The sequence below is a fragment of the Snodgrassella sp. ESL0304 genome (assembly GCF_013344995.1).
In the GTDB taxonomy this organism is placed as follows: Bacteria; Pseudomonadota; Gammaproteobacteria; order Burkholderiales; family Neisseriaceae; genus Snodgrassella; species Snodgrassella alvi.
Genome location: NZ_JAAEDR010000012.1, coordinates 164,719 through 179,480, shown reverse-complemented (window position 1 = coordinate 179,480; position 14,762 = coordinate 164,719). Strand labels below are relative to the sequence as shown.

Here is a 14,762-nt window from a genome sequence, read left to right as displayed (position 1 = left end):
TTACCTATACAATAATTGATGCGCCAGAAACGGATTGAGTAATACCAGCTCTTTTTTCAGCTCTTCAACTTGCCCAGCTATAAACTCTTTATTACTCCCCTTTACAGTAATAAATTTCTGCTGTAAAAGTTTTAATAACTCTTGTTTAATTTGGAATGTTAATTTTTTATTCCATTCAAATAAAGGTTGCTGTGAAAAAGGCTGATTAAGCTTTTCCAGCAAAGATATTGCAAATTCTGATTTGCCACTTTTAATAGCTAATCGGGCAAGTAAAAATTGTTTGTAATATAACTGCTCAAGCCCTTCATCAAATTGCACAGTAGACAGCCATTCCATAGTTTTATCAAAACCCTGCTCTGCCAGAATTACAAATGCCTGTGCGTCAATATCTTCGGTTGATGTAAGCTTATTATCGGAAGACAATTGCATTTCTTCTACATTTTGTTGCTGAAAACGTGCATGAACGGCAATCCAGTCTAAAGCCTCGCCGGAAGCAAAAGGATGATTATCATTAAATGATAATGTTTCGAGTCCGGGTACACGGTTAAGCAGAAAAGCCATATCACTGCACAGCATATCAGCCCATACATTTGCTTCAGGTGCCAAATGCTGCATTGCATTCCAGCTCAGATATTGCAAATCAAAATAAAAATGATTGGAAGCCTCCATAAAACCAGCATGGCATTGTTCTAATAATCCGCTCCACTCCTTACGCTGATACAATGTCTGTAAGCGGTTTATCAGTTCCTGTCTCGGAGGAGGAATTTTTGTCAGTCCGTCCTGATGCAAAGGTAACTGTTCAAGCATATCCCACCGGAACTGACGCAACAATCTGTATGATGCATAGGGTTTCTGCTCTTTATCGGCAATGAACTGCCCTACAGTTTTCATTGTCTGCATCAAATCCTGAAAAGAACGTAAAATTACTTCATCATTATCAGTACTATTACTCTGGTTTGAATTATTATCAGTAGTTAGTGAATCAGCTTGATTAATAGCTGCCTGAGTTTCACCAACAGGCACAGGTAATAAGCTGAGCAAGCCATTGAGCTCATCTACTGTCGCTTCAAATTGTGCAGAAAAATTTTCCTGAATCAGCTCACATAATATGGTAATTACCTGATATTCGTTTGATGATAATGTACTTTGGCACAATAAAAATGCATCTTCCATTTTTGTGCCGCCCAGCCAGCGAAGCATCGTTTTAATAAGGGTGATACGTTGGGGCTGAAAAGTAGGCGTATATATTGCCTGCATTCCATATATTAATAATAAACCTTTAATCAGTCCCTGAAAGGCTTCACGACGAAACAATACATAAGTCAGATATACCGCTACGCGAATATCCTTACCTACGTTCTGGCAAAGATAATTGGCCGCGTCTTCAATTTTACCCAGCTGAATATCACTGACCTTTTCCAATTCCTGTCGGATATCCAGAAAAGAATCGTGATGTGTAACATCTTCCATCTCACCTTCCACAGGAACAAGAAGATATTCAATACTATCCCATAAAGGTTTTATATCTTCATAGATTTTCCGCTTCTGGAGAACTTTCAGTGCTGCACTAATTTGCATCTTGATCCACCTTGAAAACCTGTTGCGGCAAACTCGCCCCTTTTAACTTCAATAATGTAATCAGGTCGTTAGTTTGTAAATTCTTTAGATTCATTTCTACAACCCTATTTTTTATTGTCCACTTAAGATGATAAGTATCATCATCATTTTTGCGTGCCTGGGCCTTTTCAAGTAAACGCAAAATACTCAAATCACCAACTACTTCAAGCTGAGCAGTCTTATCTGTCACATCAGACCACTGAATTGAAGCCTTTTTATCGGTACTATCACTAACAGACCAATTCACTTTATGCCAGAAAGATTTTTCATTATAAAATTGAATTTTCTGTTTATTAAAATTAAATGTAATCTGTTTAACTTCGGGAGTTGGCAATGGCATTATTTCAAAAGAAGCGGTATTTGAGCCATCTGAAACAAATTCTAGTAACTGATTTAATTCATTTAAACCAGTTACAAACTGATCATCAATCTGAACCTGATCCATTACAGCAGGATTAACAATCCACTGATTACCAACAAGATTCAAAATTTTATTTAAATATTGCTGATTAAACTGTGCAACAACACCCTTTTGCGGATCAATAAATTTCTGTAATTCAGGCAAAGAGACATCGAGATTGCTGGAAGGATTCAGTGGATAACGATTAGCAAAACGAGAATTCCATTGCGAAACCACCATCTGCTGCCACAATGCATTAATATTGTTTAAAGCCGGAAGCAAAATTGCTTTTTTAGCATCAGCAAAAGGATAAGTAAGCAAAGTGTGCCCGATATCCTGCCATTCTTCTCCCAGATTAGCTACTTGTAAATTAATAGATTCTTCAGCTTTAGCCAGATTAGAACCATCATCACTATTCAAAATAGTATTGAAAGAAAGTTGTGAAGCAGAGGCCTGATTATTAGCCCCCTGAACTTTCTGTACTTCAAGATACATAGCCAGCAGATTTTCTTGATACTGATCCAGTTTACGGCTGGGTTGTTTATTCCTGTCTTCAACTGTTTTAATCAAATCTACAATTGGTTCAAATTCCTGTAAAACTCCTTTACCTTTTTCAGTCCGGTCTTCGGGATATCCGATACTGGCATTAAACTGAATGGCTGTTAGTAACTTAACAAGTACTGAATTCTTTTTATCTGAATATTTTTTCAAACGATCCATCTGTTTATTCAGACCAGTAACCGGTACCCACTGTATACCAGATAAAAATTGTGTCCATGCTTCAAAATAATCCTGCTTGTACAATGCCATTATCTGTTTACGGATATCCGTATTTTCGTTGCTTTCCTCAGACTCATTCAGCACCCATGAACCATTTTTAAAATGTTCAGGATTAAGTTTATCAATTTCCGGCTTAAACCATTCGTTCCATGCACGTGCAGTAAATGCACCATGCAATTTATTCTTATTTGTCCAGAATTGAGTGCTATCTTTGCCAGCCAGCTGCACTAAATCAATATCCCTATATTTCTCTAATGCAGAATCCAGCAAATTCTGATAAATAACGACATCTTCCTGCTGCTGATTAACAATATTATTCAATACTCCCCGACTTTCTGCCACCAAAGCAGAATCTTCACTCAGAAACCAGCTTCGATGCTTCATCATATTCCGGGTATAAAATCTGAATATATTCTGAGCAGCATCGGCTTTTTGTAAGCCTTGTGTCCGATATAGGCGTGATAAATAATCACTTAGAAAAATATTATCCAGACGTTTAGGTCGACGTAACATTAAATATGCTTTCAGAGCATTAAAACCTTCGTCCAAAGCAACTGCATTACTGGTTTGTTCTGCAATTTTCTCTGTTTCCGCCGCATTTGTTTCAATTACGTTAGGTAAAGTCTGAAGCTGCTGTAAAGAACTCAGAACCAGAATAATCTGTTGATCAGCGGGTTTTATCAGCCATTTTTTTGCAGCATTACCATAAGTTACAAATGCTTTATTCAGCAAAATATCATCATGATTGAATCCAAGACGACGGTAAAATGGTTTCGGAACATTATTTATTAATGCAATATGATGTTGTAAACTGAGTATAGAATTAATCGCATTGTTGCTGCCCGAAGATTTATTCACGCTGGTGATTTGGTTTCGGAATGACTGTGCCTGCCTGTAATTACTGGTAAAAGCATACAGAATCATTAAAAAGGTTACAGTACAGATTACCAGACCGGCTTTGGCCAGTCGCTGAGTAGCGGGCTGTAGAATCAATTTAGCAGGTTGCTGATTTAACTGCTCTGCCACCATCGCCCATGTTTCCCACCAGTTACTCTGTTTAGCCTGTATAGCCATACCAGTAAACCAGGGTTGCTGCTGTTCAGAATAATTTTCAGCCGGATTTAATTTAGTAATAGCAATGGAATCAATCAGAGACAAAAACTGTCTGTCCCGGCTTTTTAAAAAAGCCTGAATAAATAAATCCTCAGCTTTAATTTTGATATCTGAAACAATATTTTCTGTTGGCAATGACCAGGTAAAAACCTGATTAAGAGGAAATTTATTTAAATCAATCTCACTTTGAAATACATGGATAAACGGAATTTTCCAGTTTAACAGCTGATAAAATTTTTCCAGCCAGACTGAAGTAGTATCGTGAGTAACCGGAGTTTTGTTACTTTTCATATCACGCAATATTATTAATCCATCAAAAGGACAATGATATTTGCCGCGAAAAGCCGGTATGGATTCAATTTCATCCACATCATTAATCAATACCAGATAAACATTGTCAACCTGTACCCACCCTGTACGCTGTAGCTGCTCACTCACGTCGCTGAAAGCATCCGGTTCACCATGTACTGCAAGAATATAACAGCGATTTAAAATAGATAAAGGATATTTCTGATCCAAATAATTCTGAAAAGCCACCAAATTCTGCTGTGCAGGACTTTCACGTGTATATTTCGAACGCTCAATAAAGCGGATTGTCCGTTCCTGCCCGTCAATAACCACAAAAATACGCCAGAATAATGGCAGTATAATGCAGAGAAATAAACCGGCCAGTGCCAGTATTATCAAATGAAATTTATGATTTTGCAGCCATTTTTTATCATAATACCAATATAAAAATGCAGTTAATCCGCAGATAAGTATCAACCAGAGGAAACTGCATAATAACCATAATTTGAGAATTTTAGGGCGCTGGGTAATTTTCTGATTCACCTGCGCTAATTTGGATAATTGGCTATTTACACGTGAACTGAATTGTCTTAACGGGTTCCACCTTAACATAAACGCGCCTGTAATTGAATTTTACTTAACCTGGGAAGCAGGTATTATCTTTTCTTTATGATTAAATAGTACTACATAGGAATGTTTATGCGCCTGATAAACTGCCAGCAGCAATTGCATCCAGTCACTCGTATACTGTAATTTTTGAAAAAAATCCGGTTTATCTATACTATACGGCAAGATTTCATAATCTTTTGCAGTTAAATCTTCAGTCAATTCTTTTATTTCCGGCTGAGTTACTTCTTGTGCATGGCTTTCAATCTGGAAACCAGAAACTTTTTCAGTCATGGCTGTAAAAAAATAATCCTGATCCATACGCCACATTTGTGTATCAAAAGCTCGCTGTATTTTTGCTATTTTTCCTTTTCGGGCAAAAATCATTGCCAGATACAATTCAAACTCAGGCTGACACTCAAACCCGAGTAATAGAATTTTTTGATAAAGTTCTTCCTGAAAACGGTCAATAATCCAGTTTAAATCCTCAAACTTAACATAATAATCCGGTACCGCCGGACAATATCCGCCTTCAGCAATAACAAGCTCCCTAAATACCAGCCAGCTTTCTCTGTCTGCTGCCCATAGCCATAAATACTGTGTATATTGTTCAGTAAAATATTCTTTTGAAGATAATATCTGAACCAGTTGTGATAAAACAATATGCAAACGGTCAGAATAAACAGAAGAATTGCTCTGAACCGGTATTTCCATACTCATTGATTCAAATACAGATTTCTGCCGCTCTTCTGGAGACAGTCCTAGATATGTATAAAAATCGGAAGCATGATTTAACTGGCCGCAGTGCAATATTACCTCTTCCAGTACCATATATTCCGACCAGTACTTTTGATTATTCAAAATTTTTTCATTATAAACAAACTGATTATTACGCTGGTAAATTAACCATAACTGATACCAGATACAGCGCACCAGCAGAAGTAAAGTTACTATTACAACTGCCGGCATTACAGATATCATCCACTTTTGCCAGTGTACTGTGATTTCCAGTCCGAAATGGGTAATAATTGAATCTGCATATTTTTTATTAATACCAATTGCCAAAGCATATAAGGCCAGCCACGCAAGCCAGCGAACTGGTCTTGGCGGCAGCCATGTAGTCTGACGTTGTATACTATTCGTAATCATGCCAGCCTAAATAATCTAACATAATATCCATAGGCGGTTTTTTACTCTTTACCTGATGCAGGGCTTTAAAAACCACTTTACCCTGCTCAATTTCCGCTTTGGTCATTTTGGTTTCAACTACAGCAAGATTATGCGGTGCTTCTCTGTCTTTAAGAATCGCAGCACTGGCAAACAAAGCCCATGCAACAGAAATATTTTTGGGTAGAATTTCGCCATTAAGGGCCATCACCCCCAGATTGTTCATGGATTTGCCGTCACCTCTGTTCAGACCATTAAAATAATAGCCCATCGCCTTACCCCAATCCTTTTTTACACCTAATCCGCGCTCATACAATACGGCGAGATTACCATTGGCTTTTACATTGCCTTTTTTTACAGCCTGTTCATAATATTTTGCTGCGGTAGCATAATCCTGCGGTACACCCAAACCCATTTCATACAGCGTACCCAAACTGTTATATGCCCGTGCATCATCATTTTCATTAATGGCTTTCTGAAATAAAACTAAGGCTTTATCATATTGCCGGTTTTGAGCAGCAGCAGCGGCATCATCATATGTACCCGCCCAGGCCATTTGTATCAAAGCAAAGCATAAACAAAATGCTGTCAATATACGTCGTAACATCTTTCAGCCTTTCCTATATAATTTTCTGCAAATTATTCCTAAAAAACTGAACACGTTCTTCCTGGCTTAAAATCAATCTGGTATCAGCTTCCGCAGCAAGGACATATAGCTGGTTAATTAACATCCTTTCACCGCCATACTCATCTGCATCCAAAGCAATACCATAATTACGCCGGTAATTATATGCATCAGCCCATAACAACAAAGTATCATACTGTTTTTCAGTAAAAACAAAACCATTTACATCAAATTCATTCTGATCACACTGCGGATAATCGGCCTGATAAATTACCCACTCTCCGGAATCATCAACAAAAAACCAGCGCAACATATATTGATGCAGCCAGTTTTTTTGTGAATTTGTTAACACCATGTTAACCGGATCAAACATATCTGGTGCATAAAATCGAAGTAATCCCTCTTTTTTACCCCATTTCACTTGCATGGCACGGCGAAGATGAACTTCTAAGGTACCAAAAGGATAGTTGCTGTTGAAAGCCAGCAAGCGATTATTCATATGAGTAATTTCACATATTTTTTCCAGTATTTCCCGATGGTTTTCATTCCTGATATCAAGTGCCAGCAACAGCGGCCCTTCTTCCTTGATATGAGATTCGGGTGTTTGCTCAAATAGCAGAGAATACTGCAATGCCGGCTGCCAGTTTTCTATGGCAGCCAGAAGAGGATAGTCACAAGTACATAAATCGATAATCAGAAAAAGAGTTTTCTCATCAGTCTCATTAGTAAAATTGATAAATTGTGCCAGCACGTCACGATAAGTATTCATTGATTATCTCTCTACAATGCCAACACCTTGTGCACGTGCCTTGCGCAAGCACTCAAGACAAACTGAACCAGGTAATTCCGGTAACGGGAAATTACCGCCCTGTGGCCCCTGAAACTGATGATTACCTTTATATTCAATCGGACCGGGGCTATACAGGCTGATTTTTCCACCTTTAATTTCTATATAAGCACCACCGCTGGCCAGCTTGATACCGCTTTTTGCATTAACCAGTACCTCATCACCTACAGACTGAACAGAGATTTTTTTCGCCGCAGTAATTTCCACTGCGCTACCATGTGAAGCCAGACGCGCAGTTTTCTTGCCGGCTACCAGATTTAAATCTTCTGTCTGAGCCAATACCTGTACAGATTTGACGGCAGTTTGTGTAATGTTTTCACCTGCACCGGTAAATACATCTTTACCTGCCTGCTGATGAATATCCTGACCAACACTGTTAAGAATAGATTTTGGTGAAACCTGCGCCATTCCGGCGACTGCACTGGTTAAAATAACCGGTTTTTCCAGATAAGCACAGTTTTCACCTAAATCAGATAATGTCTCTAATCTGGGTTTGAGTGAAGTATGCTTGGCTGTCACGTCGGCAAGATGACTGGCCTGACTGAGTGCACCTTCAATTTCTTTGACTGCTACCGTACGATCCATTTGCATGCCGTTGGCGGCAGCCTGATTTTCAGTAGTCAGATATAATGCTCGTGCAGAACGCACAGCTCCCCAGCCATCAGTTCGCAGCTCAAAACCTTCTCCACGCTTATCCCGTCCGCTGTCTACCAGATGCCCCAGATTAAGCTGGGTTTTATGGTACTCAGTAGCCATTTTGATATGTTCATGACCGCTGAGGTCTTCCATGCGGATTTTATTATTTGCCCAGGTACGAATTACATTACGGGTACGCCATGTATTCGGAACATGATCCGGCTGAGTGCTGGTATGTAAAACGCCAATAATATACGGCCGGTCGGGATCACCGTTCTGAAAAGCCAGCTGTACTTCTGTACCTACATGCAGCGGAAAATGCTGCCCGTACTGCCCGCCCGCATAAGGCTTAGCCAGACGAATGGGTCTGCTTTCACCACCCGGCTGCCAGCCATCCATATCCAGATTAAACTTAACGATATAACGGCCCATCTCGTCAACCCAAGCATATGGCCCCTGGCCGGCATCACAGATGGTTCCCGGTATTGTCCCGTCTATAATCGGGTGCTTAATCGGCTCCGGACGCCACTGGCTGTCTGAGGGTATAGCGGAGAATGAATTAATGTAATCTTCATCGCGCGCACCAGAATGGTGAACACTGACCAGCAGCCACTGACGAATATTGCCTACTCTGGCATCAGAGGAAAATCCCATGGTAAAACCGGGAGCAAAGCTCTGAACATTACTTTTACCAGTGGCAAGAATATGGCGGGATACAGAATGCTCATGCAGAATTCGGGCATATTCCTGCGCCTGCCCGCTATCTTTATGATGAAAAAATCCGTAGATATAGGGCTGACCAAATGCAGCAGGCTGCTGCTCATTAAAACCGGCTTTGCCTAGCAGACTGTTATTGGCATCTCGGTAGTTATAATCCTTAATCTGTACACTTTCATACTGAGCTTTATAGCTTACATGAAATTCGGAAACAGAATATTTTGCTGTCAGCCCCTGCATTAACTGCTGTTTCAGATTATCCCTGATACCTTGTGCCGTAGCATTCACATCAAATGAAAGCTGCGCTTCCAGTTTGCTCTCCAGCCCGTCCAGATCACTTTCTAAACCAGCATCCGGTTTGAATGGTAACGCCTGCTGCCGCAGCTGGATATAATGGCTTACATCATCAGATACGGAAATTACCTCATTGGAAGCCGTTTGTGTAAAGGTAAACCATAATCCTTCACGAGCCAGTACACGCTTAATAAATGCATAATCGGTTTCCCGATACTGCATGCGATGTTCATAGCGCGGTAACGAACGGGATGATTTCAGCAGAAAATCTTCACTGGCAAAACCATGATGACGCAGAATTTTCTCAACAATACTCAGTGCCGTCTCATTCTGAAACAGCCTTGTGGTAGTAATACGGTTCAGTAAAGCCAGGCGGGGCACAATAGTAAATCGATAGCAGGTTTCATCAGCACTGGTTGCTATTTGTTCCGCACTCTGAATAACACCATGCCAGCGCCGGTTGTCAGAATCATCGAGCTGCTGCCGGGATACCTGCATCACTCCGCTCCAGTCAATATCCGGAGCCATCTCAAACATTACACGCTGATGAATAAAATTTTCCAGAGGTAAGTCAGCAGCCATATGCGTTGCTTCAAGCTGTAACACGTAATAATCATCCAGCTTTTCTTCCAGATTGAATCTTCGCACCGAAAACTGGTCAAAATTAGCCAGATTTGCGTTCAGTTTCAGATAATAACGCTGTTGCATTTAATCACCCTTTATTAAACCTTTATACATGACTGACAGTTCTGTTTCCGTATCAGCCGATATAGTGCTGATACGGAAAAATATTCCCGCATACAGGTTGCTGGCTACAAAATTTAAAAAATCAATACAATTGAAAATATATATTTACTCAATTTATATACAGTCCAGTCTGCCGTATACTGCCAACTATATTCCCGCATAAAATTTAAAAGCAAAACAAAAATATAATATCAGATTCAATCTGCACTTGTTCACAGATTCGGTTAGTTTTCACAGCAGCCAGCCAAATCCGGTTTGAATCTGAAATTACTTTTCAGGATTATAAGATGTAAATATTTTTGAAATTTACATATAACTGATTTAATAATTTTAACACAAAAATACTTATTTTATATATAAATCAACTTTTCAGTTATTTGTGCAACACTATTCATCATTTTGCTTCTTATAATTCAAAACCAAATCAAATAATATACTTTCACCTTTGCACAGTTTTATCAGACCGGCAGAGAAATAATCATGCCGGTCGTAAGCCTCAGACAAGCCAGCTTTCCAGCACTTTGGCCATTAGCTGCAAACGGTATTTCGGTAATGATTGCAATTCAGCCGGAACATTTCCGCTGCGCAGTTGCTGTACCAGCTGAATAATTTCTGTCTGGCTGCGGTTAGCAATATTTTCCGGTAAGAATTCATTCAGCTCCAGATCCGACATTCCCATACTGTTTAGTGTAGTTTTGCTGATGTTATTTACTGCCTGGTCAGCAATATCACCCTGCGCATTTCGGTAAAAGACCTGTGCAAGCGTCTGCGGATCATTGACGCCATTTTGCATAAGCGATACGGTAGCCTGAGTCTGCTGCAGCAGATTTTGCTGATATTGAGCAATCTGATTACTCAGATAATCTGCCATAGATTGCGGATTAATATCCGCCAGTTGCTGTTGCGCCGGTAATACATTTACCAAACTGCCATTCGGAACCGTTATATTTCCGGCTTGTATTGCATTTTGAGCTCCATTTAAAGCCTGACGGGCTTTATCCAGATTACTGAGATTGTTTAGATTTAATCCATTCACCAGTTGCGGATCAAGCTGTTTGAGTAATTCCTGAGCATGCTCCAGCGCACTGGCGTCCCCGCTCGTACCTGACGATTCCAGTAATGATTGCAGCTGATTAATATTTTTATCAATTTTGCTAATCATTGTATTTAGCTGTTGTTCAAGCTGAGCGGCTGTTTCGGCACCGCCAGCCTCGGCCTCATTGGCTTGTGCTTCGCTTGCCTTAGCCATTGCTGCTGCCTGGCTTTGTGTTAATTCAGCCTGTTTCTTTTGTTTTTCAGCTTCGGCAGCTGCTTTAAGCGCAGCCTTTTGTTCCTCCAGCAGCTGGCGAATCTGCTGCAGATTTTTTATTGTTTCATCGCCATATTTTGCTATTTCCTGAGTAATCTTATCTGCAAAATCACGTCCGTTCCATTCAGTCAGTTTTTCATGGGCTTCTTTTATCTTCTGAATTGATTGCTGCGAATTCTGATACAGATTATAAATATTTTTAATATTTTTACCGTTAAGTATAATTTTTCCGGTATCAGGATTGACTGCAATCGCATCAAATCCGTTAATCAGTGCTTCATATGCTTTGCGTTCATTCTCTGTTACAAAAAATTCAGGATTATTAAGCCCTAACAAAATATAAGCCGGATTACCATAGCGGATAGACATATAAGCACTGCGAGCAAGACCGGCGATACCAATAAGATTATTCTGCAACATCAGCGGTGTAATCTGTTTATTAGACGTTGAACCACTGAATACAAGCCGGTGTGCAAAATAACTGGTAAACGGTTCGCGGTCATTCAATATTGAATGCATATATTTGGCACGCGAATCATGAATCTGTTCGTCAAACAGCGTAACTATTTTTCCGAATGTTTTGGAATACTGCTCCGGTGTTTTTTTAATTTTATCCATTAATACCGTTACATCACGCTTATCTTTGCTATTAAGTCGCTCCCAGACACTGGATAAAATTGCCAGAGCATTATCCTTGCCGGATACCTTTTCCGGCTTTTTGCCAGACTTATCTTTTGCGGCTTCCGCTTTTTTCTTATCCTTATTAATTTTATCTTTTACTCTGTCTAATATAATGCCTGTAGCTACAGCACCAATATCCAGATTTTCAAACAGCCCGTCAAAAATAGAACCAGACTTATCCTTTTTATTAGATGATACTATCGGCGGTGTTGCTCCTGCTGCTACCGGATCACCTTCAAATCCATCATCCTGAGAAGGAGGCGGAGGCGGAGCTTTTTTTTCATTTTTTGCCGGATCTCCAAAATAAAGCTTATCGCCTTCTTCATGTATATTTTTAAACTCAGCTGCCTCATCAACATTATTGAGCATATAAATACTGCCGGCAAAAGTTTTCATTAAGAACCCTAATGACAGGAAAGATTCAAAACGAAATTCATGCAGATAATCTGCTTTGAATTCTTTGGCACTTTCCAGCATATCCCAACCATCATTCACCGGATCATAATTTTTATTAATCATGCCATTTAAAAAATCATCGCGTTTTTCTGCCGGTATGTCTCCCAAACCGGCCTGCTGCCATAATTTATCATCATCAGCAATTGAATCGGATGATACCGGCACTAAACCACCGGAGGCCTTAGAAAGTTTTTCGTTTGCCTCTTTGCGCCCCTGAGCAATGATTTTTTCCCGTGCGCTAACCTGTTCAGCATCTTCTTTTTCTCCCGCAGATCCTTTTTTGCGTGTAATGGCGAGACCCAGAAATGTAGCATAGCCATCTATTCCATCCTTAACCCAGCGCAGAATCCGCCAGGCCGTAATATGATGAACCTGCTTCTGCAAACTTTTCGTGATATTGTCGAGAACTGTTGTTTCCAGCCAGGCATTAAATCGCTGCACCATATCTGGTTGTATATCAAATTCATCACTAACATCTTTATCCATTAATTCATAGTTTTTCAGCTTAAATTTTGGTGTTTTTTTCAATTGAGCTTTTAATAAAGGATGTATATGCATCACTTGTAAAGGCATACCATGCTGCCAGCAGCGTGCATACATATCATGCAGAGTTATCTGGGCTACTACATGCCCCATACCGAAGTTACTTTTAAACTGCGCACCCGGCGGATAGCCGCCGCCTATATCCGCATGGACACCAGGATAAGTATACTCACGAAACTCAGCACCGCCGCCACGCGGATAACCGCCGTCAATACAGATACTTTCAACGGAAAAACTTCTACGCTGCTCATGCCCGGCCACAAAGTGATAGCAGCTTTTTACAAAACGTGCAGCCGCTGCCTGTTCCAAAGACATGGTGCCATGTGCCCAGCCGAAATGACCACTAATCAAGGAAGTTAGCGGAGACATACCTACATTGGCTACCGTATCGAACAAACCAGCCATTTCGATATAGATCGGAATACCTCTAAGCTTGAGATAGATAAATTCAGGTTTAGGTTCAGTTTTCTTATCATCCTTGCGATTGGCATTGATATTGCCAGACTGATTCAGACTGACCGTGGTGTTGGCACCGTTAATCGGACCGTTGTTTGAATTTTTACTCGTACCATTATTATTGTTTTGCTGATTACCCGTATTATTACCCGGGGCGTTAGACGGCTGTGTCTGTGGTGGTGTCTGCGCTGACTGCGGCCCTTGTCCCGGCTTGGCTCCGTTCTGTGTTGTATTCTGTTTAACACCGCTGCTAGCCGCTTTTTCCTCTTCTATTGCCTGCTTCTGAGCCTCTGCCTTTGCTTCCGGATATTTACGATAGTACTCGCGTAATTCTTTTCGTTGCTGGCGCCGCTGTTCCATCAATTTTTCCAGCTGTTCTTTTGCTCCGGCATTCTCCGGACGCTCCAGCAAGTATTCCAGCAGCCAGTTAATAAAGGTACGCCCCTCAGCCGCTCCGCGTGAAAATCCGATTACATACAGTTTGATTGCCTGTGGTAATGGCTGATTACTATTGGCAAAAACCAGCGATTCTATATACTCATCAAGCTGGTTTTTACGGCCAATTTTTGAATCCATGCCTTTAATCATTTTCTGAGCAGTACCTAAATCCAAACCTTTATCTACAAAAATCTTAGATTTACCAAGTGTGGCACACAAGCGTGTCAGTGCCCAGTTAATCCGCGACTGCCCATAGCGGGCGAATACCTCACCACTGAAACCCGGATCCAAATCACCGATTTCTTCAAAGCGCGTTCCCACACCCTGAATATAATGCCGGAACCAGCCATTTTCGATCATATCCGGATCCATATTATTTTCATCTGGCGTTCCGCCGGCACCCATACAGGCATGGAATAAACGAGCTACATTACTGGTACGAGGATAGGTATACGCAGCTATCATTTTGGCTTGCGGTGCTGCTTTTTCCTGTTTTTTCAGCTCCTCTTCAGTAGGCGCTTTGGCACCGCTGACTACTTTATCCGCTTTTTCATGATTATTGGTACCATCAAAGAAAAAGCTGATTTTAATGATTTTCTGACATGGTTTGTCTTCATTCGGACCTTTATAAAAGCAATCACCTCTATTTTCCTGAATTACCTCAATTGAAGCCGGCAGGCGCCCGCCCGGTTCTGTCGGAAAAACCTGCGGCTTATGCATAACCGGCCAGTCAAAATCAACATCTTTTAATGGTGGCAGCTCATCCAGTACCCCCTGAACTGCATCTATGCCTTTTTGAGCTATCTCACCTATACCTGTGCCAATTTCTCCTATTTTTTTACCGGCTTTATTAATTACTTTTCCGATAGCACTGGGTTTATCATTCGGGTCGTCGGTATTGACTTCGGGACGGTTTAAACCCAATATATCTTCTATCATATGCCCCAAATTAAATTGCTTATCGATATTTGAAGATTTAGAGCTGCCATTGGCTTTTGGTTTACTATCATCAGGCTGTTTTGCATTATCAGTCATAATAATC

7 protein-coding genes are annotated in these 14,762 nt (G+C 40.5%); all 7 read right to left on the bottom strand.

Annotated elements, in window-relative coordinates; genetic code table 11:
* The gene (locus GYX91_RS04330; RefSeq protein WP_174830032.1) at positions 1–1,578 is read right to left on the bottom strand and encodes a TssA family type VI secretion system protein; all 1,578 of its coding nucleotides are present in this window, start codon (positions 1,576–1,578) and stop codon (positions 1–3) included.
* On the bottom strand, positions 1,568–4,810 hold the full coding sequence (locus tag GYX91_RS04325) for an ImcF-related family protein (RefSeq protein ID WP_174830031.1): 3,243 nt from the start codon (positions 4,808–4,810) through the stop codon (positions 1,568–1,570). The genes GYX91_RS04330 and GYX91_RS04325 overlap by 11 nt, the downstream gene beginning before the upstream one ends.
* Before the next feature lie 21 nt (positions 4,811–4,831).
* A complete protein-coding gene (locus GYX91_RS04320; RefSeq protein ID WP_084550810.1) occupies positions 4,832–5,953 on the bottom strand; it encodes a hypothetical protein in 1,122 nt (373 codons plus the stop codon).
* Complete coding sequence (locus tag GYX91_RS04315) at positions 5,940–6,578, bottom strand: tetratricopeptide repeat protein (protein ID WP_025330509.1); 639 nt, start codon at positions 6,576–6,578, stop codon at positions 5,940–5,942. The genes GYX91_RS04320 and GYX91_RS04315 overlap by 14 nt, the downstream gene beginning before the upstream one ends.
* 13 nt (positions 6,579–6,591) lie before the next feature.
* Positions 6,592–7,365 carry a DUF4123 domain-containing protein gene (locus GYX91_RS04310; RefSeq protein WP_078474588.1) on the bottom strand — a complete coding sequence of 258 codons (774 nt, stop codon included), beginning with the start codon at positions 7,363–7,365 and terminating at the stop codon, positions 6,592–6,594.
* 3 nt (positions 7,366–7,368) lie between these two features.
* The gene (locus tag GYX91_RS04305) at positions 7,369–9,798 is read right to left on the bottom strand and encodes a type VI secretion system Vgr family protein (protein WP_174830030.1); all 2,430 of its coding nucleotides are present in this window, start codon (positions 9,796–9,798) and stop codon (positions 7,369–7,371) included.
* A 535-nt stretch (positions 9,799–10,333) separates the two neighbouring features.
* On the bottom strand, positions 10,334–14,755 hold the full coding sequence (locus GYX91_RS04300; RefSeq protein ID WP_174830029.1) for a DUF2235 domain-containing protein: 4,422 nt from the start codon (positions 14,753–14,755) through the stop codon (positions 10,334–10,336).
* Between the last annotated feature and the right edge of the window lie 7 nt (positions 14,756–14,762).